Source organism: Chryseobacterium sp. CH25, assembly GCF_004119455.1.
GTDB lineage: Bacteria > Bacteroidota > Bacteroidia > Flavobacteriales > Weeksellaceae > Chryseobacterium.
This window is the reverse complement of sequence record NZ_NRQT01000002.1, coordinates 497372-519100: the sequence shown is the minus strand read 5'-3', so window position 1 is coordinate 519100 and position 21729 is coordinate 497372. Positions and strand designations below refer to the sequence as shown.

Genomic DNA, 21729 nt, shown 5'->3' with positions numbered 1-21729 from the left:
TTGCATCTGAAATTTTCATTAAAAAATCATAAATTTTCAAGTTTCTCCAAACAATTTTTCTTTTAATCCATATATTTGCATACTATGGAATACAATACCCAAAAAACTCAGCTTCATATGCCGGAATACGGCAGAATTATACAACAGTTGGTTGAGCGCTGCAAAGAACTTCCTACCAAAGAGGAAAGGAATGAAATGGCTATGGCAATCATCGATTTTATGGGTCAGAGAAACCCACAACTTCGCGACGAAGAAAATTATAAACATAAACTTTGGGACCATCTTTTTATTCTTGCCAATCATGATTTGGATGTAGATTCTCCTTATCCGTTCCCTACCATGGAACAATTGGCAGAAAAACCTAAAAGAATGGAGTACCCAAAACTTCAGGGAGACTTTAAATTTTACGGAAAAAGTATCCTTCAATTAATAGAAAAAGCAATTGAACTGGAAACGGGCGACGAAAAAGAAGCCCTTATTGAAGTGATTGCCAACAATATGAAGAAGTCTTATAATGTTTACAATAAAGAACACGTAACGGATGATGTTATCTTCAGACATCTGAAAGAATTGTCTGAAAACAGGTTGGATCTTACAGGAATTGACTCTCTTGAAAAAAGTAAGATCTATTATACAAATAATAACAACCGAAACAACAACAATAATAACAACAACCGAAATAGCGGTAATAACAACAGCAATAATAAGAACCAACCCAATAAAAGAAGGCATAATAACAATCATAAAAACAGAAAATAATGAGTGGAACATTTCAAATAAGAGGAGGAAAAAGACTGCAGGGTGAAATAACTCCACAAGGAGCTAAAAATGAGGCTCTACAAATTTTGTGTGCAGTTCTGTTAACAGACGAGGAAGTAAGAATTAAAAATATTCCGGACATCCATGACGTAAACAGACTGATTGAAATTCTTGGGGATTTCGGAGTAAAAGTTATTAAAAACGGCCATGGAGATTATACCTTCAAGGCTGATAAAGTTAATTTTGACTATATAAAATCAAGCGAGTTCAAAAAAGACGGAGCTAAGCTTCGTGGATCAATCATGTTGATGGGTCCTATGCTGGCTCGTTATGGTGAAGCTTATATGCCAACTCCGGGTGGTGACAAGATCGGAAGAAGAAGACTGGATACCCACTTCCAGGGATTGGTTGAACTTGGTGCCGAATTCCATTATGATGAAGAGGAATATTTCTATTCTTTAAAAGCAAAAGAGCTAACTGGAAAGTTCATCCTATTGGAAGAAGCTTCTGTAACCGGAACCGCTAATATTGTAATGGCTGCTGTTTTAGCAAAAGGAAAAACAAGAATTTACAACGCTGCCTGCGAACCTTACCTTCAGCAATTATGCAAAATGCTGAACAGAATGGGAGCTAATATTTCAGGAATCGGATCTAACCTTCTTACTATTGAAGGGGTGGAATATCTTCATGGAACAGAGCATACAATGCTTCCGGATATGGTAGAAATCGGATCATGGATTGGACTTGCTGCCATGACAAAATCTGAAATCACCATCAAAAATGTAAACTGGAATCAATTGGGAGTAATTCCTAATACCTTCAGAAAACTGGGAATTCAGCTTGAGCAAAGCGGTGATGATATTTACATCCCTGCTCAGGAACATTATAAAATTCAGAAATTTATTGACGGATCTATCCTTACTATTTCTGATGCTCCATGGCCTGGCTTTACCCCGGATTTATTATCCATCATCCTTGTAGTAGCTACTCAGGCTAAAGGAAGTATTCTTGTTCACCAGAAAATGTTTGAATCAAGATTATTCTTCGTGGATAAATTAATTGACATGGGAGCTCAGATCATCTTATGTGATCCTCACAGAGCTACAGTAATTGGATTAAACCATGAAGCTCCGTTAAGAGGAACTACAATGGTTTCCCCGGATATCAGAGCCGGAAATGCCCTTCTTATTGCAGCTCTTTCTGCAGAAGGAAAATCTATTATCCACAATATCGAGCAAATCGACAGAGGATACGAGAACATTGACGGAAGATTGAAAGCCATTGGTGCTGATATCGAAAGAATCTAAACTTATTTTTATTACCATAGAGCGTTCAGAGAAATCTGAGCGCTTTTTTATTGCTCCGATTTTACGTAAGCTTAATCCAATCAATTTTAATTGATTATCTCTTTGCTGCCTTAAAATATAAAATCTTGAAAATAGAACTTTGCATTTAAGAAAGTAATAAATGTTTTTTTTATGACCACCTCGTCAAAAATTCTTTGAATTTTTGCCACCCCTCCGGAGGAGGAGAATCCTCACTCCTTCAATTGGGATAGTTGTTGGGGTTGGGATCAATATTGACTTTATATTTAAAAAATCTGTGAGATCTGCGGGAGAAATTATTAAAAATAAAAAGTGCCCGATAAAAACCGGACACTTTGAGTAATTAAAACTATATGAATCTCCCCTAAGAATACTTCCGGCAGAGATATTCCACCGTTGTATTCAAAAGTTTATTTTTATTCAGATAAAACTCCAGTTTCTGATAGTCTTCTGAATTGACATTAATGTATAACTGTACTGAACCAAAACTATTGCCGTTCACATATTCTACGTTTGCTGATAACACTCTATGACAGATCCCCATTTGATTATAGATGGTATTCATTAAATGCTCAAATTTCATTTTGCCATTTAATTCTATTTCCAATAATAATTCTTTTTTAGGCAGGTTCAGTGTATTTTGAAAAACCTGCAGACTTGGGTTAGGTGTAATCATCGCTAAACATTTTTGGGTTAATACTCAGATCATATTGCGTTCTGCATTTTTAAATCTGTCACAAAAATATAAAAAAATATTAGTCTACCAAATTAGTGGACTAATATTTTTTAAAATTTAACATTTAAAAAGAAAGAAGCCATTACAGCTTCTCTATTATTTTAATTCAAATTTGGGAAAGGGATATGGGCCGGAAGCTGGAGGATGGAAGTCATCAAGTTATTAAAATCAAAAACATGTTTTTAATCAATCTTGAAACCTTATTATTTTAGGTGCTATATTCTCTATTATATGTCAAATAGTAACTTCGTGCTTTCTGCTTCCACCTTTCTTCCTCATTTTTTAAAGGTCTCCTACCCTTTCTAATTTCTCTGATCCGGCTAATCCGTTGGGGTTACAACCAGGTTCTCCTTCAGGAACTTTAAGATTTTTCTTAGCGTAGAACTCTTCCCAGAATGCATTGATTTTTCCCGTTTTGGGATCAACAAAAGTCATAGGTTCCAATTTAAAAATATGATCGTCCCGGAAAGCTCTTTCTATAAAGTCTGAACAGTAATAAGAACCTTCATCCAAAATATAATTGAAATTATAAGGTTTTCCCAGCATAGAATGTGCTTTTTCAATAGCAACAGGAATAGACTTTTGATATTCAGGTTTCAAGCGATAGACAACAATATTTTGCTGGTCTTTTTTCTGATCTTCCATAAAATCCTTCAGACTCTGTTTTTGTGAACCTCCTTTTGGGGCTGCATGCAAAACAAATATTTTACCTCCACTTTTTTCCAGAATCCCAATATGGTCAAAAGAAGCAATTTTCTGCTTTTGGGTAACATTATTAATAGCTCCGGACAATCCTGTTTCTTTTGCCATTACAAAAAGTAAATCTCCATTTTGAAGCTGTACGGAACTCTGATAGGAATTACACTGTAATAGGATTAGCATTAAAAGCGACAGTAGCCCGCCAACAGTTGCTTTCTTAATTTTATTATTGAAAATCATTTTAATTTCTGGTATTCTGATTGTTTATCTGACTCCAAAATTACAAAATAGAAATCATTACATTTGTGAAGAATATCGAGTAACTTTCACAGTAACCCAAACACTTTATCCACTCTTATGCCTCATATTTTACTTGTTGAAGATGATAAAAGACTTTCACGCCTTATTGGAAGAGGTCTTCTGGAACAGGATATGGATGTAAGTTTTGCCTATGATGGTGAAAAAGCTACAGAACTGGCCACTACTCAGGATTTCGATCTTATCATTACAGATATAATTGTTCCTTTAAAAAACGGCCTCGATTTCTGCAGGGAGATAAAAAATTCAAAACCTCACATACCCGTTATTATGCTGACAGCATTGGGAACTACAGATGATAAACTGGAAGGTTTTGATTCCGGAGCAGATGACTATTTAACCAAACCGTTTGAAATGCGTGAGCTAATTGCAAGGGTGAAAGTCTTAATGAAAAGATTTTCTCTGCATTCTCCTACTGAACCGATATTAAGATATGAAAATATCGAAATGGACCTGAAACTGAAATCAGTAAGCAGAAACGGAACTCCTATTAAACTTACCCCAAAGGAATTCAATCTGATGAAATACATGCTGGAAAATCCTGAAAGAGTACTCTCCCGCTCAGAAATTGCAGAAAATGTATGGGAAACGCATTTTGATACCGGAACTAATTTTATAGATGTATACATCAACTATATCCGTAAAAAAATTGACAAAGACTTTGAAAGCAAACTGATTCATACCAAAGCCGGAATGGGTTTTATCTTAAAAAAGGGATACGAAGAACACCAGCAATAAACCATAAGGTATGAAAATAAGAACCCGCCTCACCCTACTCTTTACCATCGTCACGGCTATGCTGATGATATTTTACGGTATTGCAGTATACTATTCTTCCAGTGAGGCCAGGGAAGTTTCATTTTATGCCCAGCTCAGAAACGAAGCGGTAGCCAAAGCCAATCTTTTTTTCAGAGTACACTGAGCGAAAAGGAAATGCACCGTGTTTACAAAAACAATACAAAAACTATTAATGAGGTTCAGGTAGCCATTTATGATCCGGAATTTAATCTGATTTATCACGATGATTCAAAAGTAGATTTTGTGAAAGAAGATCCAAAAATGCTTTCCAATATTTTAAAAAGGAAAGAGATCAGTTTTTTCATTAATGACCTTCAGGCTATAGGAATGGTGTATTCACACAATGGGAAAGAATACCTGGTAACCGCTGCCGGATACGATCAATATGGATACAAATCCATCAACCACCTTCTTACCATCAGTATTATTGCTTTCATCAGTATTCTGATACTTATTTATTTAGCCGGAATATTCCTTTCAAAAAAGCACTGAGCCCTCTGGGTGAAATGGTTCATCAAATAAAGAACATCACTGCCGGAAAATTACAGTTGCGTTTAAAAACATCTGGCGAAAAAGATGAACTGAATGAATTGGCTCAAAATTTCAACGGAATGTTGGAAAGACTGGAAAATTCGTTTGATGCTCAAAAACATTTCGTATCCAATATTTCCCACGAACTTCGTACCCCATTATCCGCCATTATCACAGAACTGGAATTCTCTTCTGGAAAGGAACAGACCAAAGAAGAATATCAGCAGACCATTCAATATACACTGGATGATGCCCGAAATATGGCGAAATTATCCAATAGCTTAATGGATCTTGCCAAAGCCAGCTACGACCCTAATGAAATCAGTTTTTCTGAAGTACGACTGGATGAAATTCTTCTGGAATCTTATTCAAAAATCATAAAAGAAAATCAGGAATATAAAGTTTCTCTGAATATTGACAATGCCATAGAAGAGCACCAACTCGTTGTACAGGGAAACGAATACCTGCTACAGGTTGCATTTAATAACCTCATCGATAATGCCTGTAAATATTCTCCAGTTCATACCTGCCTGATTGATGTTAAAGTAACCAATGAAAAGCTTTACATCAGTTTTATCAATACTGGAATTACGATTTCACAGGAAGATTTACTTCATATTTTTGAACCTTTTTTCAGAAGCGAAACCTCTAAACAGGAAAAAGGATATGGAATCGGGCTTTTCCTAACAGAAAAAATTATCCATCTGCACCATGCAGCGATCAAAGTAACATCTGAAAATAATGAAACTGTTTTTACGATAATATTTGACATCAAAAATTATTGATTTTGATGCAAAGTTCTGATTTATCCTTGTCAAGGTTTAAAACCTTGACAAGGATAAACTGATTAGACATCTGTTTAATATGTAAGAACTTAAATACCTCTTAACGGTTTATATTAAGACTTTTTAATTATGGGAAGCAGCTGCTTTATTAAAATGGTAGTTCCTATACTCGCGGCAATAACACAACTGATGGAAATCCACTGTAAAAAAGACAGTTCTTCAGCAAGAAAGACCAATCCGGAAAGTGCTGCAAATGCAGGTTCCAGACTCATCAGAATACTGAATGTTTTAGCAGGAAGCTTTTTTAGGGCCATCATTTCTAAAGAAAACGGTAAAGCACTGGATAAAATGGCGACTCCCAAACCTTTTACAAAAATAGTCGGGGTCATATTAAAAACTGCACCATCCCATATTGTAAAAGGGATAATTACCAGACTGGCAAATAACATCCCTGTGGTTACGGCATCTCTTCCATCCATTATTTTAGAAACTTTTCCGCCCATTACGATATAAAGAGCCCAGAATATTCCCGCAAGAAAAGCTAATCCAAGTCCTAACAAATCTACATGATCACTTTTCCACGGAACAATAAGCAATATTCCTATACAGGCCAATAATGCCCAAACTACATCCAGCAATTTTCGGGATAACGCCAATGCAAGAAATAGCGGACCTGCAAATTCTACGGTTACTGCAAGCCCTAAAGGAATCCTCTGAATTGCCATATAAAATATAAGGTTCATAGCCGCCAGCCCCGTTCCATACATCGCACAATACTTCCACTTTTGTGGGGTAAACTCTAAAAATTTGGGTCTATTGATGATGGTAAGCAGAATTGCGGAAAGCACAATCCTCAAAGTAACGGTTCCAATGGCTCCAATTGCCGGAAAAAGCTGTTTGGCAATGGATGCTCCACCCTGTACACAGATAATGGCTAACAATGTGGCAGGAATCGCTAAGTTTGAATTTTTCATTTCTAAAATATATAATTTATAAAGACAACTTTTGGTTGGAAACCGGGAAATAAAACAAGCTTTATTCTACAAAATTAATAATAGTATAGTAAAAAACTAGATTATTGCCAAAAGTATTGAAATTTTATCTTAAAAAATGGTTACAGATGAGCGCTTTATTTCCCAATCTGTAACCATTCATCAACCCGTACATAGTATCAAATGATACTATCAATTATGTCATTTTTAATTAAAAAAGGACTATCTCTATTTTTCTAATAAAATTCTAATAGCATTCTAAAGTTTTTCTAACGGCTTAAAAAAGCCACTCTTCCTACTTTTGCACTGTAAAAAATAAAGCACATGGACGCAGATCCTTACAGTAATTATCAATCTTAAAAGCTTTAGTTGTACTCACTTTTCCCGTACAGCTCACAAGCTTTATAAAAAAGGAAAAGTTATGAATACATTTGAATTTACACTTCGTTTATTAACTGCATTCTGTTTAGGAGCCGGTATAGGCTTCGAGAGACAGTGGCGCAAAAAAAATGCAGGTCTTCGCACCAATACCTTAGTTTGCATAGGTTCCGCAGCATTTGTACTGATTGCCATCAGAATTGGTGGTGATGCAGCCGGAAGAATTACCTCTTACATCGTGAGTGGAATCGGATTTCTCGGTGGTGGTGTTATTATGAAAGACGGCCTTACCGTAAGAGGTTTGAATACCGCAGCCACTTTATGGTGTTCCGCAGCGATAGGAGCATTGTGTGCACTCGGATATCCCAAAGAAGCACTTATTACCGTCTTTTTTATTGTTTCCACCAATATATTCCTACGCCCTACTTTATCTACCCAAAAGGAGGTACGGAGTAAGAAACTGGTCATCAACAAGAAAAAGAACAATACAAAACCTAAAATCAGCAACAGCACTCAATTTTATTAAGATCATGAAAAGAATAATCTTAAGCATTATCATTCTTTTTGCAATCTCCTGCAAAGACAATGTTCCACAACAAACTCCAGAACAGGAAATCATCCTGAAGGATAATCAGGTTATCATTCCTGAAAACAGTCCTGTTTTAAAGAAAATTAAAACCATAACCGTCAGCGATCAGGAATACAATCATGATATTACTTCTGTAGGAACCATAGAAGCCATTCCTAATAATTATGCAGAAATAGCAAGCCCATTTTCAGGAAGAGTTACAAAAGCATTTGTTAATATCGGACAGAAAGTAAGTGCTGGAAGTCCTCTTTTTGAAGTGCTTTCATCAGGGTATCTGGATATACAGAAAGAATATTCCGATGCCTTGAATGAAGCGGGTCTTGCAGAAAAAAAATACAAACGTCAACAGGACCTTGTAAAACATGGTGTGGGAATACAAAAGGAACTTGAAGAATCTGAAACAGAATTCAGAAATAAAAAAATTTCCCTATCCAATGCCTCCACAGCATTAAAAATTTATAACAGCCAAGGGAAAGGCTCCGGCGGTTTAATTGTAAGAGCTCCTATTGCCGGTGAAGTTATTTCCAACAAAATCGTTACCGGACAGTATCTCCGTGAAGATGCAGAACCTGTGATGGTTGTTGCTGAACTTTCCAAGGTTTGGATTTCAGGAGAAGTGAAAGAAAAGGATCTTCGGTTCATTAAAAATGGAGATCAGGTATCTGTAAAAGTTAATACTTATCCAGACAGAGCTATTACCGGAAAAGTATACCATATCAACGACTGGGTAGATGAAGCCACAAGAAGTATCAAGGTTTTAATACAATGTGATAATCCCGACAGAACATTAAAGCCCGGCATGTTTGCCACCATCATCTACTCCACCGATTCTGAAAACACAATTATTATCCCAACCTCTGCTCTGATGCAAAAAGATGACAATCAATACGTCTGGATCAAAACAGGAAGAAACCAATTCATGAAGCGTAATGTAACCACTGCCGAAGCTTCTGAAAAAACGGTAAAGATCACATCAGGGCTTAAACCAGGAGATGAAATCATGACCACTGGAGGAATTTATCTGCTGGATGTAAAATAAATGTAGAATGTGGAAGCAAAAACTCCCATTAAAGTTAGATTATGAAAAAGTTATTAACCGTTTCCATACAGAAAAAATGGCTTATACTGGCCCTCTTTATATTATTAGGATTTTTTGGATACTATTCTTGGACTAAACTTTCCGTTGAAGCTTATCCGGATATTGCAGACACCACATCACAGGTTGTGACCCAGGTACAGGGACTCGCTGCCGAAGAAGTAGAACAACAGATTACCATTCCCCTAGAAAGAGCTCTTAATGGAATCCCGGGAATGCACGTCATGCGAAGCAAGAGTACTTTTGGACTTTCCATGATTACCATTGTATTTGATGATGGCATTGATGATTATTGGGCAAGACAGCGTATCCAGGAAAGACTGGCAGAAGTTTCTCTGCCTTATGGGGCGCAGCCAGGATTAGATCCTTTAACCTCGCCCGTAGGAGAAATTTACCGATATGTAATTGAAAGTGACAATCTCAGCTTAAGAGAACTTACGGATCTTCAGAATTTCGTGATTATTCCCAGAATAAAGCAGGTTTCAGGAATTGCAGATGTAACCAATTTTGGAGGAATAACCACTCAGTTTCAGATAGAGCTTGATCCCAATAAACTGGAGCAATATGGTCTTTCCCTTGCAGAAATTATCGAAACCATCAGTAAAAACAATGCCAGTGCGGGTGGAAGTATGCTTCCCCGTGGAGATCTTGCATACGTTGTCCGTGGGATTGGATTGATTAAAAACCTTGATGATCTTGGAAAAACCGTTGTAAAAACAGAAAAAGGAGTTCCTGTTTTTTTAAATGATATCGGAACTTTAAAATATGGAAACCTTGAACATAAAGGAATCCTTGGATTTACAGACCGAAGCAGAAACTATAATGAAAGTGTAGGCGGAATTGTATTGCTTTTAAAAGGACAGAATCCCTCTCAGGTATTGATTGGTGTACATGAAGCCGTAGATGAACTGAACAAAAATATTCTTCCGGCAGGGGTAAAAATTCATACCTACCTGGACAGAACTGATCTTGTAAAAACCACTCTTACTACAGTTTCCCATACTTTAACGGAAGGAATCGTATTGGTAATCATTATCATGATTGTATTCCTTGGAAGCTGGCGGGGAGCTCTTTTAACTGCGATTACTATTCCTTTTTCACTTCTTATTGCTTTCATTTTAATGCATTTCACCAATATCCCGGCCAACCTTCTTTCATTGGGAGCTATAGATTTCGGAATTATTGTAGATGGTTCCATCGTAATGCTGGAAGCTATTTTAAGGCAGAGAGAGGAACATCCCGACAAAGAACTGGAAGAGAAAACAATCATTCAAAAAGCCACTGAAATTGCGAAACCGATATTCTTTTCAGGAATTATCATCATTACAGCTTACCTGCCTTTGTTCGCATTTGAAAGGGTTGAAAAAAAATTATTTACTCCCATGGCATTTACAGTAGGTTACGCATTATTAGGAGCTCTGGCAGTAGCTTTACTGCTAATTCCCGGGCTGGCTTATATGATTTACAGAAAACCCAGAAAGCTTTATCACAACAGATGGCTCGAAAAAGTAAGCAACGCTTATGGAAAAGGAATTGACAAAATCATGTCTGCTCCTAAAAAGATCTTTATTCCTGCAGGAATTGTATTATTGGGAGCAGGAATTCTTTCTTACAGCGTAGGTAAAGACTTCTTACCTGAACTTGATGAAGGTTCTATCTGGTTACAAGTACAGCTTCCACCCGGAATTTCTCTGAAAAAAGCACAGGAAATGAGTGACTCTCTCCGTATGAGAACCATGAAACATTCAGAAGTAACTTATATTATGGTACAGGCTGGACGGAACGATGATGGTACCGATCCGTGGACAGCTTCCCACTTTGAAGTATCTGTAGGGATAAAACCTTATAAAGAATGGCCATCAGGAAAAACAAAAGCAGACCTCATCAAAGAACTTGCAGAAGATTATAAAGATATGCCAGGTTTTACAGTAGGTTTCTCTCAGCCAATGATTGACGGAGTGATGGATAAAATATCAGGTGCCCACAGTGAGTTGGTGGTGAAAATTTATGGCGATGACTTTGCCGGAACAAGACAGGTTGCAGAAAATGTTCTCTCCCTTTTAAAAACTGTTCCCGGTTCTGCTGATCTTGCCATTGACCAGGAACCACCACTTCCTCAGCTACAGATTATAGCTGACAGAAATAAAATCGCACAATATGGCTTAAATGTTTCTGACGTTACCGATCTTATTGAAACGGCACTTGGTGGAAAAGCAGTTTCTCAAATCTTCATTGGTAACAAAGTGTATGATATTTCCTGCCGTTACGTTGAAAATAGCAGAAATACTCCTGAAAAGATTGGAAATCTGATGCTGGCCTCTTCATCAGGAGCAAAAATTCCGCTTTCACAGATTGCTTCAGTAAAATTGAGTACCGGAGAAAGCACGATCACAAGAGAAATGAACAAGAGACACCTTACTGTAAAGCTTAATCTACGAGGTCGTGATTTGACTTCATTCCTCAACGAAGCTCAAAAAAGCATTGAAAAAAACATCCGTTACGACCATGAAAAATACCAGATCAAATGGGGCGGACAGTTTGAAAATAAAAACAGGGCTTATTCAAGACTGGCAGTTATTGTCCCGTTGGCTTTAGCAGTGATGTTCCTGTTATTGTACGGTGCATTCGGAACCTTCAGACAGGCACTGGTTTTAATGAGTATTATTCCATTAGCTTTATTTGGTGGAATGCTGGCCTTAAACATTAGAGGAATGTCTCTCAATGTATCTTCTGCAGTAGGTTTTATTGCCTTATTCGGAGTGGCTATTCAGAACGGGGTGATTATGGTTTCCCATATCAATACCTTAAGAAAAAGTGGAATTCCGCTTAAAGCATCGGTTATTCAGGGAGCAAAGGACCGTTTCAGGCCTGTATTGATGACCGCCTCCGTAGCGATCATCGGATTATTGCCTGCTTCTCTTGCAACAGGTATCGGATCAGATGTACAGAGACCTTTGGCTACCGTAATTGTGTATGGATTGATGTTTTCAACATTCCTTACCTTGTTTGTACTTCCTGCCATTTATTATTTAGCTGAATACCGTTTCGACAAACAAAATGCAACCTCTCATGAAATCTAATTTTTTAATCATAATAGTATGTACCGTTACCGGTATATTCATCAAAGGCCAGACAGAGCAGGAACCTATTTACTTCAACGAATACCTGAATTATGTGAAGGATAAAAACCTTGGTCTTGCTGCACAGAAATACAATGTCAGTATGGCTGAAGCCTCTATCCTCACCGCAGGAATTTTCCCGGATCCTCAAATTGAAATGGAAACCTCTAACAACGGGGTTTCCAAAGATATGGGATACACCATGGAAGGGGCAGTTAGCTGGACACTTGAGTTGGGTGGCAAAAGAAAAGCCAGAATAGAAACTGCAAAAAATGAAGCAGAATATTCTAAACTGCAATTACAGGATTATCTGAGAAATCTTCTTGCTGATGCTACTTTAGGTTATATTGATGCTTTAAAATCAAAAGCATTGCTGAATGTTCAGAAAGAGTCTTATCAGAGTATGCTCAAATTGGCTAAATCTGACAGTATCCGATACAAATTAGGTGATATTTCCAAAGTAACGTCTCAGCAAAGCCGCCTGGAAGCATTTTCTTTATTAAATGAAGTGTATCAACTTGAAGGAAATCGGCAACAATCCATCACTGCGCTATCTGATTTTATGGGAAGCGACAGTACCGGCAAAGAAGTAACCGGAGATCTCAATACCTTCAACAGAACTTTTGCTTTAAATGACCTCATCACACAGGCTTTTAACCAAAGAGCAGACCTTTTAGCTTCCAAACAGAATATCAATACTGCGGCAAGCCGTGTTAAACTTGAGAAGGCTAATCGTGCAATAGATTTAGGGTTGAGTGCCGGAGCAGGACATAATACTGTGGCCAATAATGAAATTGCCCCTTCACCTGCTGTCAATACTGTAAAATTGGGAATCAGTGTTCCTTTGAAATTTTCCAATCGTCGGAATGCTGATCTTAAAATTGCCGAAATGGGCCACTCTCAAGCAGAAACAGAATATCGACAAATTGAAAACAGTATCAGGATGGAAGTTACTCAGGCTTACCAACAGTATACTTCTGCTCAAAAACAGTTGCAGCAGTTCGATAACGGAATGTTAAAAGAAGCGGAAAGCATTCTGAAAGGAATTACTTACAGTTATCAGCGTGGAGAAAGTTCTATTTTAGAAGTGCTTAATGCCCAGAGAACCTATAATGAACTTCGTCAGAATTATTTCCAGTTGCTGGCAGATAATGCTTCTGCTTTAATTGAACTTGAGCGCAAAGCCGGAATCTGGGATATTGATTTTTAAAAAGAAGGGGAGCCAGAAGCTGGAAGAAGGAAATTTATACTCGTCATAAAATTACTGGAACACCTATTAATTAACCTTTTAAAATGTGAATATTTTTAATAACAAACTATAAGTTATCAAAAACACAACACTAACTTCCAGCCTTCCTCTTCCGGCTTCCATCCTAAAAAACTGCCCTGCAATCTAATTGATTCAGGGCTTTTACTATTTCTTATACTGAGATTCATAAATACCAATCCAATCCTCTACAGTCATTTTCTGACTCAGTTCTGCGATCAGCTCAAAAGGAATATCTTCTGGTTTCTTAAAACGTACACAGGATTTTCCCATATCCAGTTTTTTCTTGGAGTATTTAGGAAATTCTGCCACAAACCAATTCAACAGCTCCGGTCTGGAATACAGTCCCATATGATACAGTGCAATAAAGTTTTTTTGTGAGGCCAGATTAATAAAAGGCAAAGGAGTTCCCGGAGCACAATGATACCCTGCAGGATAGGTTTTCAAAGGAACTGCCCAGCCTAACATCCCGTAATTGGAAATTTCTTCAAAACCTTTAGGTAGATTATTATTAATCATATCATAAAGTTTCTTAAACGGCTCTTGCCTTTCATCCGGAATCTTTGAAAGATAGTCTTCCAGTGAGTTTGATATAATTTGCATTTTCAGTGAGTTTTAGGTGGTCAAGTTAACAAAAATAGTTATTCATTGATATAAAAAAAGCAGCGATACAAGAATGCACCGCCACTCAACTTTATTTACACTAAAAAATTATTTTTTGATCGTTTTTACTGTAGAATGAGATCCGTCTTTAAAATATAGCGTTACAAAATACAATCCGGAATTCAATCGGCTCAGATCAAGCTCATTCACAGAACCTTCAACTGTTTTCACTACTCTTCCTGCAGTATCTGTTACCGCTACTGACTTAATATCTCTGGTATCTGAAATGTACAGAATATCCTTGAATGGATTTGGATGAACTACCGCTTTTTTCGCTGGTTTATTCACTTCCGAAGTACTTAACTGAGTATTTTCAACCGTAAAATCATCCACATAGAAATTATAATCCAAATCTTCATCCAGCGATCCTGTACTGCCATAAAATGCAAAAACAGTATTCGCACCGATATAATTAGCAAGATCGAATGTATATGGGTTAGAGGTATTAGACGGTGCATTATTTGTATCCCAGGTCTGCAGAATCGTCCATGTAGTTCCACCATCATTGGAAATCATGAAATGAACAACATCATCACTATCCATACCTGAAGAGCCAGTACCGGAATAGGTAGTTACTCCGTAATTAAACTTCACTTTATAGCCACCTGCAGAGAGATTAAAAGTTACTGTTTTAAGCCACCCTGTTCTATCTGACGAATATAAATTCATAGAGGCAGAAGGCCCATTAGCTGATGTGTTTAAAAAACTACGCGATCCCCAATAAGAAGTACCAGTACCTGTTGGCCCTGTACCCGGATCTCCGCCTGTTAAGTTATTCGCCCAGCATAATCCCGGAAAACTTGCAAAATTATTAGTATAAGAAGGCACTATAGCCCCACACTGTGTTGTAAACGATTTAGCAAGTGACCACGCACTCTTACTTGTTGCTGTACTACAGTTAGCTCTTACCCAGTAATAATAAGTTGTACTTGGGGATAAATTACTAAGTGCATAAGAAGTACCTACAACATTGGAATGATTAGGGTTTACATTACTCGCAGGAACTGCAGAGTTGGGACTGTAATAAATATCATAACTTGTCGTCTGGTTGCTTGCCGGAACTGTCCATGAAATTTGAGCAGTATTAGCAGTAACTCCGGTTGCTGCTTCTGTTGTAGGAGCAATACAGTCTGTATAAGCATCTGCTGAGAAAGCAAAAATATTAGGAATTCCAGAGCCGGAAGTTTTTGAAATGGTAACGCTCTGTATTGGTTTAGCCTGATTGGCTGCATCAATGTTCAGTACAGTCTGATACAATCTGGGATTGGTACTGTTGGGTTCTAAGACATCGTTTCCTCTATTAATTCTTCCAATTCCCTGAATAGCATAATTAGAACCGCCATACCAGTCTGAAAGGCTGATATTAGAAAATGTCTGAGTTGAATTATCTGTAAAAGTTACCGTTGCACTTACCGCAGACGTTCCGCTGCCACTTGTTGAAAGCATATATAGCTTAAAAGCAGCCATTGGTGTAGTAAATACAAGAGTTCCGCTATCTCCTGTTGCATTAAGCTTTAAAGAATTATTAGCACTTAAATCCCCCAGTTGATAACTTAAACCCGGTGTAGAGGCTACCACAGAATTAATGATACCATCCGCAGGAATTCCGTAAGTAAGAGCGGTGCTTGTAGAGGTAAGTTTAAAATCTCTTGCAACAAAAGCAAAAGATACTCCATCAACATCTGTTGTAGTAGACACAGAAGAGGATCCTACTCCATTTGCAATTACATCTGCCGTAAACCCGGAAGTAATTGGCATCTTTTGAAAATTTTGAGCTACCATCGCTGATGCTGAAAGAAGCGCAACAGCAGGAAAAGCTTTAAAAAATAAATTTATTGTCATTTTATTTACATTTGGGCGGTAATTTAAGAAAAAACAATAATAAATAAAGATTATTTTTAACAAATAAATAAATAATATTAAAAATAAAGATAATATCAATAGTTTAAATTTTAAAATTATCAACCTTCAAAGCAGATGATGAGCCGTTTCTTCTTATTCTTAATTTTATTATTGGGAAATTAAATCCTATTTTTGTCATACAAATTTTTGAACAATGCCGAATATTTCAAACAGAGCACTGCATATGCCGCCATCGCCGGTAAGAAAACTGGTTCCCTTTGCATTACAAGCAAAACAGAAAGGAATAAAAGTATATCACCTTAATATCGGACAGCCTGATATTGAAACTCCGGAAACAGCATTAAATGCTTTAAAGAACATTGATCTTAAAGTATTGGAATATGCACTTTCTGAAGGTAACTTAGACTACAGAAAAGCCCTTACAGAATATTACCACTCTTTAGGTTTTTCAGATCTTACACCGGATAACTTTATTGTTACCAATGGTGGTTCTGAAGCGTTAAACTTTGCTATTTCAACTTTGTGTGATGATGGAGATGAAGTAATCATTCCTGAACCTTATTATGCTAACTATAATGGATTCACCAGTACATTCGATGTAAATGTAGTAGCAGTTCCATCTACTATTGATACAGGTTTTGCCCTGCCACCAATTGAAGAATTTGAAAAAAAGATTACAGAAAAAACCAGAGCAATCATTATTTGTAACCCAGGTAACCCAACAGGGTACCTTTACACTCGTGAGGAACTTCAGAAACTTGCTGAGATTGCTTTAAAATATGATATCGTAATTATCTCTGATGAAGTATACAGAGAATACGTATACGATGGAAAACAACAGGTTTCTATCCTTGATTTCCCTAAGCTTAAGGAAAACTGTATCGTTATTGATTCCGAATCTAAACGTTATTCTATGTGCGGAGTAAGAATCGGATGTATGGTTACCCGTTCTCAGAAAATCCGTAACGCAGCTATGCTTTTTGCACAGGCAAGATTAAGCCCGGTTCTTTTAGGACAGATTGCAGCTACAGCGGCTCACCAGAATGACGGAGCTTATATCAGAGCAGTAAGAGAAGAATATACCCACAGAAGAAATGTTTTAGTAGACCTTTTAAATGCTATTCCGGGAGTAATATGCCCTAAGCCTAGAGGAGCATTCTACTGTGTAGCTGAACTTCCTGTGGATGATACTGAAAAATTTGCACAATGGTTGCTTGAGTCTTATTCTCTTAACAATGAAACAATCATGGTAGCTCCTGCCGGAGGTTTCTACAGTAACCCTGAATTAGGTAAAAAGCAGGTAAGAATTGCTTATGTACTGAAAGAAGAAGATCTTAAAAGAAGTGCTGAAATTCTGAAAGAAGCTTTAAAAAAGTACAGAGAAGAATTCAGCCTGTAAATTATAAATGATGCCGACAACAAAAATTGCATATCTGAAACTCATATTTCCGATCTTTTTGCTGTCGGCATTTTTTCCTGTGATTCAAAAAAAACATCACAACCTGTACCATCTAAAAATCCCAATGAAATAACGCTTATCAGGTTATCTCATATAGGGGGTACTATGGGTGAATACAGGATTATTAAAGCTACCAAAGATTCTGTTTTTGCAGAAAAAGGTGCTACTGCCAACAAAACTCATCAGGAATGGGCTTCAGCAATCAATACAGATACATGGAAGCAGCTCATCTCCTCTATTAATGTTAAAGATCTTGACAAAATAAAAAGTTCACCAAGCCAACAGTCTGTAGACGGAATTGATGAAACTTTTCAGATACGCACTCCTAAGAAGTCACATATCTACGTTAACTCTTTTGCCGATCCGGAACATTACACACAGCTTCAACAGCTTAAAGAACAACTAGACAAAATTCTTCCTAAAGAATACAAATAAAACATGCAAGAAAATTTTTCCTTAAAGCCTTACAATACATTCGGTGTTGATGCCAAAGCAAAATATTTTACAGAAGTTAATAACATCGAAAAGTTAAAAGAAGCTCTTAGCTTCTCAAAAGAAAACACTTTACCTCTTTTATTTTTAGGAGGCGGAAGTAATATTCTGTTGACAAAAGATTTTAACGGCCTTGCCATTAAGCTTAATTTTAAAGGCATTACGGAGCAGAATCTCAATGAAAATGAAATTCTGGTTACCGCAAAAGCAGGTGAAAACTGGCATGAATTCGTAATGTACTGTCTGAATAAAAATTACGGCGGATTAGAAAATCTTTCTTTAATTCCCGGAAATGTAGGAACGTCTCCTATGCAGAATATCGGAGCCTATGGAACAGAAATAAAAGATGTATTTGTGAGCTGCCAGGTATTGGATCTGGAAAATCTTGAGCTTAAAACCTTTGGTCTTGAAGAATGCAGGTTTGGTTACAGAGATTCTATTTTCAAGCAGGAAGGAAAAGGAAGATATGTTATTTTAGAAGTTACTTTTAAGCTAACTCAAAAAGATCACCACATCAAAACAGAATATGGTGCTATTAAATCTGAGCTTGAAAATCTTGGAATTACGCATCCTACGATTCAGGATGTTTCCAAAGCTGTGATTAATATCAGACAAAGCAAACTTCCGGATCCTAAGCAAATTGGAAATGCAGGAAGCTTTTTCAAAAATCCGACTATTCCTTTGGCTCAGTTTGAAGCGTTAAAGCAGAAGTTCGAAAATATTCAGGGATATCCTAATGGAAATATGGTAAAAGTTCCTGCAGGATGGCTTATTGAGCAGTGTGGATGGAAAGGTAAACAGATCGGAAATGTAGCTTCTCACAAACTTCAGTCATTGGTTATCGTCAATGCAACAGGAGAAGCAACAGGAAAAGAAATTTTTGACTTCTCCACTGAAATTATCAACTCCGTTAAAGAAAAATTCGGCATAGAACTCGAGCGAGAAGTGAATATTATATAACATTCGCTTTAGATTATATAACAGAATTCCGGGTATTTTCCGGAATTTTGTTTTCTTATTTTAAATTATTCTAAATAATCATTGGCTAGCATTATTATATTTTATAATTTTGCGACCTGCTTATTTAGAATAAATAAAAATGACTAGATCTTTACTTTTTGTTTTCTTTTTCATTTTCTGTACACAGTTTGTACAGGCGCAAACTGAAAAATCACAACTGAATATCACTGTATTTGATGAAAACAATAAAGAATTAGGTGGCGCTTCTGTTACCATCAATCAAAACTCTTTAGTTACCGATAAAAATGGTCATACGAACATTTCTATTCCTAATGGTAAATATCATGTAAAAGTTCTTCATCCTAACTTTCAGGAAAAGGAACTGAATATCGTTCTTACCTCATCACAAAACATCACCATCCAGCTTCAGCCTATTAATAAACTGGAAGAAGTAGTAATATTTTCCAAGGAAGGTAAAGGTTTAACTACTAAATCTGTTATAGACAGACAGGCTATGCAACATTTACAGCCTTCCAGTTTTACAGATCTGATGGAACTTCTTCCCGGCGGACTTTCAAAAGCACCTTTTTTAAACACAACCAATAAAGCTACTCTCCGTGAGAACACCGGAGATTATGTGGGTGATAAATACAACACTTCATCTCTTGGAGTACAGTTTATGATTGATGACAACATCATCAATACTAATGCTGATATGCAGGTTTCTGTAGATAACAGACAGTTTTTAGATAGTCCAAAGTATAGAGAGACCACCTCTTCAGGGGTTGATATGAGAACCATTTCCACCAACGATATTGAAAAAGTAGAAATTATCAGAGGAATTCCTTCAGCAGCATATGGAGATCTTACTTCAGGATTGATAAAAATTGAACGCAGAATAAAAGCGTCCCCCTTACAGGCAAGATTCAAGGCTGATGGATTCAGTAAACAATATTACCTGAGCAAAGGTTTTAAGATCAATGATAAATGGCAGCTGAGTGCAAGTGCAGATTTTCTGGATTCAAAATCAAATCCTACTGATGATTTTGAAACTTATCAGCGTATCACAGCATCTATCCGATCAAAAAAAATCTCCACGCTATGGTCAAGACCTTTAGAATGGAAGTCTACTATTGATTTTTCCACTAATATCGACAATAAAAAATATGATCCGGATAATGGTTATCCTTCAACTGATAAATATGAATCCAATAATAAAAGAATCAGCATAACGAATAACTTCATTTATCAGCTGGATAAAAATTCTTTTTTCAATAAACTTGCTTTAAATACGGCTCTCCGTCAGGGATTTGAAAAATTAGAACAGATAAAACTGATTCAGTTATCCGGTCCCCGTTCATTTTCATTGGCAACAGAACAGGGAGAAAATGTAGGGTATTTTCCGAATCTACGCTATATCACAGAATTTTCTACAGAAGGAAAACCTTTGGATATCACGGCTTTCTTCCAGGCAAACGGAACAAAGAAAACATTCGGAATTACTCATCAATATGAAGCGGGGCTTGATTGGAGGTATTCAAAAAATAATGGTAAAGGGATGCAATATGATATGAAAACGCCTCCTTCTGCCAATTCAAGAATAGCAAGGCCAAGACCTTACAATGATATTCCCGCCTCCAGCTTATTAGCAGCTTTCTTCGGCGACCAAATGAGCTACGCTCTTAATCAGCATAAATTCACCTTGTATGCAGGATTGAGATTATCAAAAAATCTGGGGATTGACAATTCTTATGCGATCAGTAAAAAAGTTTTTGCTGAACCGAGATTAAATTTACAATACAACCTTCCTCATCTCATGATTAATGGCTATCCTTTAAAAACAGATGTTACCTTAGGATATGGTCTTTTCTACAAGCAGCTTACTCTATTGATGCTTTATCCTAACAAGGAATATTGGGATTATACTCAGCTGAATTACTATCATAATGATGAACAGTATCGATATGTCAACTTTATGACCTACATACAATCAAAGGAAAATAAAGAACTTCAGGCAGCAAAAAGTATTAAAAAGGAAATTCGTTTAGATCTAGCTTACAGAAATAATGAATTCTTTATCACTTATTTTAAAGAAAATATGAACAATGGTTTCCGAAATATGGACCAAACTACTGTTCACAGTTATAAGCAATATGATAACACTCAAGTAGATATAACCCAATGGACACCTAACGGACCAGATTTAACAAACGTTCCTTATGATGTTAAAAATGTTTTTGCCCAATACACAACTACAGAAAATGGGAGTGAAACATTAAAACAAGGAATTGAATTTGGTTATACTTCTCCAAGAATCAAAGCAATTAACACCAGATTTACTTTCACCGGAGCATGGTTCAAAACCCAGTACAGAAATTCTACACCTATTATCGATAGACCCAATGCTTCAATTGGAACAGAAGCTTATCCTTATTACGGAATCTATCAATCTGATTACGGTTATGTGAATTCTAATATAAATTACAACCTTCTTATAGACACCTATCTTCCAAGTCTGGATATGATTATCTCGGCTTCTATACAAGGAAGTTTATACGATCATAGCAGGAACGACAGAAGAATTGCTGAACCTATTTCCTATTACGGAATAGATGGTGTAGTACATCCTTTTACAGAAGCAGACAGAACTGACACTTATAAACAATGGCTGGTAAGAAGCGTTTCTGTTTCTGATAATCTGGATAGGCTTTACACCTTTACTATGGTAGGAAATATTAAAGTGACCAAAAGTATTTATAAAGCACTACGTACCTCATTATTTGTCAACAGACTTTTCAATTATAGTGCCCCTTATACTTTCAACAATGTAAAAGTGTACAGAAAAGGAACCAATACTCCGTATTTCGGAATGGAATTGAACTACAATTTTTAATATATAT

The 21729-nt window shown here is 36.7% G+C and carries 18 protein-coding genes and 1 pseudogene; 14 read left to right on the top strand and 5 right to left on the bottom strand.

Features of this window, described 5'->3' with window-relative positions:
• The first annotated feature begins 84 nt into the window (after window positions 1-84).
• Window positions 85-759 carry a DUF4290 domain-containing protein gene (locus BOQ64_RS07715; protein WP_129054729.1) on the top strand — a complete coding sequence of 225 codons (675 nt, stop codon included), beginning with the start codon at window positions 85-87 and terminating at the stop codon, window positions 757-759.
• On the top strand, window positions 759-2066 hold the full coding sequence (murA, locus tag BOQ64_RS07710) for a UDP-N-acetylglucosamine 1-carboxyvinyltransferase (RefSeq protein WP_129054727.1): 1308 nt from the start codon (window positions 759-761) through the stop codon (window positions 2064-2066). The genes BOQ64_RS07715 and murA overlap by 1 nt, the downstream gene beginning before the upstream one ends.
• Window positions 2067-2448: 382 nt before the next feature.
• On the opposite strand, the gene BOQ64_RS07705 is transcribed toward murA, so the two are convergent.
• Entirely contained in the window at window positions 2449-2760 is a 312-nt protein-coding gene (locus tag BOQ64_RS07705; RefSeq protein WP_129054725.1) for an NIL domain-containing protein, read from the bottom strand.
• A gap of 342 nt (window positions 2761-3102) precedes the next feature.
• Window positions 3103-3759 (bottom strand): YiiX/YebB-like N1pC/P60 family cysteine hydrolase, encoded by a 657-nt coding sequence (locus BOQ64_RS07700; protein WP_129054723.1) that lies wholly within the window; start codon window positions 3757-3759, stop codon window positions 3103-3105.
• Between the two features lie 117 nt (window positions 3760-3876).
• Here BOQ64_RS07700 and BOQ64_RS07695 point away from each other — a divergent pair, with 117 nt between their 5' ends.
• The 4 genes from BOQ64_RS07695 to BOQ64_RS23765 are packed head-to-tail and all read left to right on the top strand — an operon-like array spanning window position 3877 to window position 5951.
• On the top strand, window positions 3877-4575 hold the full coding sequence (locus BOQ64_RS07695) for a response regulator transcription factor (RefSeq protein WP_129054721.1): 699 nt from the start codon (window positions 3877-3879) through the stop codon (window positions 4573-4575).
• A gap of 10 nt (window positions 4576-4585) precedes the next feature.
• Window positions 4586-4759, top strand: a complete 174-nt coding sequence (locus BOQ64_RS23775; protein WP_228448265.1) for a hypothetical protein — start codon at window positions 4586-4588, stop codon at window positions 4757-4759.
• A gap of 11 nt (window positions 4760-4770) precedes the next feature.
• Entirely contained in the window at window positions 4771-5127 is a 357-nt protein-coding gene (locus BOQ64_RS23770; protein WP_228448264.1) for a hypothetical protein, read from the top strand.
• Window positions 5128-5141: 14 nt separating this feature from the next.
• Complete coding sequence (locus BOQ64_RS23765) at window positions 5142-5951, top strand: sensor histidine kinase (protein WP_262708742.1); 810 nt, start codon at window positions 5142-5144, stop codon at window positions 5949-5951.
• Window positions 5952-6064: 113 nt separating this feature from the next.
• On the opposite strand, the gene BOQ64_RS07685 is transcribed toward BOQ64_RS23765, so the two are convergent.
• The gene (locus BOQ64_RS07685; protein ID WP_129054719.1) at window positions 6065-6925 is read right to left on the bottom strand and encodes an EamA family transporter; all 861 of its coding nucleotides are present in this window, start codon (window positions 6923-6925) and stop codon (window positions 6065-6067) included.
• A gap of 439 nt (window positions 6926-7364) precedes the next feature.
• Here BOQ64_RS07685 and BOQ64_RS07680 point away from each other — a divergent pair.
• The 4 genes and pseudogenes from BOQ64_RS07680 to BOQ64_RS07665 all read left to right on the top strand — a co-directional run.
• Window positions 7365-7745: pseudogene (locus BOQ64_RS07680) on the top strand (MgtC/SapB family protein); the annotation flags it as partial.
• A 106-nt stretch (window positions 7746-7851) separates the two neighbouring features.
• Window positions 7852-8949, top strand: coding sequence for an efflux RND transporter periplasmic adaptor subunit (locus tag BOQ64_RS07675; protein ID WP_129054715.1), 1098 nt, complete (start codon window positions 7852-7854; stop codon window positions 8947-8949).
• Between the two features lie 41 nt (window positions 8950-8990).
• Window positions 8991-12086 carry an efflux RND transporter permease subunit gene (locus BOQ64_RS07670; protein ID WP_129054713.1) on the top strand — a complete coding sequence of 1032 codons (3096 nt, stop codon included), beginning with the start codon at window positions 8991-8993 and terminating at the stop codon, window positions 12084-12086.
• A complete protein-coding gene (locus BOQ64_RS07665; protein ID WP_228448263.1) occupies window positions 12076-13335 on the top strand; it encodes a TolC family protein in 1260 nt (419 codons plus the stop codon). Before BOQ64_RS07670 ends, BOQ64_RS07665 begins: the two co-directional genes overlap by 11 nt.
• A 204-nt stretch (window positions 13336-13539) precedes the next feature.
• Here BOQ64_RS07665 and BOQ64_RS07660 read toward each other — a convergent pair whose 3' ends face one another.
• Window positions 13540-13995: a DUF1801 domain-containing protein gene (locus tag BOQ64_RS07660; RefSeq protein ID WP_129054709.1), complete on the bottom strand. Its 456-nt coding sequence runs from the start codon at window positions 13993-13995 to the stop codon at window positions 13540-13542.
• A gap of 108 nt (window positions 13996-14103) precedes the next feature.
• On the bottom strand, window positions 14104-15897 hold the full coding sequence (locus BOQ64_RS07655; RefSeq protein WP_129054707.1) for a T9SS type A sorting domain-containing protein: 1794 nt from the start codon (window positions 15895-15897) through the stop codon (window positions 14104-14106).
• A gap of 214 nt (window positions 15898-16111) precedes the next feature.
• On the opposite strand from BOQ64_RS07655, the gene BOQ64_RS07650 reads away from it, so the two are divergent.
• The 4 genes from BOQ64_RS07650 to BOQ64_RS07635 all read left to right on the top strand — a co-directional run bounded on the left by BOQ64_RS07650 (window position 16112) and on the right by BOQ64_RS07635 (window position 21722).
• The gene (locus BOQ64_RS07650; protein ID WP_129054705.1) at window positions 16112-17317 is read left to right on the top strand and encodes a pyridoxal phosphate-dependent aminotransferase; all 1206 of its coding nucleotides are present in this window, start codon (window positions 16112-16114) and stop codon (window positions 17315-17317) included.
• A 165-nt stretch (window positions 17318-17482) separates the two neighbouring features.
• Window positions 17483-17812, top strand: coding sequence for a hypothetical protein (locus tag BOQ64_RS07645; protein WP_129054702.1), 330 nt, complete (start codon window positions 17483-17485; stop codon window positions 17810-17812).
• Window positions 17813-17815: 3 nt separating this feature from the next.
• Entirely contained in the window at window positions 17816-18829 is a 1014-nt protein-coding gene (gene murB, locus BOQ64_RS07640) for a UDP-N-acetylmuramate dehydrogenase (RefSeq protein ID WP_129054701.1), read from the top strand.
• Between the two features lie 139 nt (window positions 18830-18968).
• Complete coding sequence (locus BOQ64_RS07635; protein WP_129059676.1) at window positions 18969-21722, top strand: TonB-dependent receptor; 2754 nt, start codon at window positions 18969-18971, stop codon at window positions 21720-21722.
• The last annotated feature ends 7 nt before the right edge of the window (window positions 21723-21729 follow it).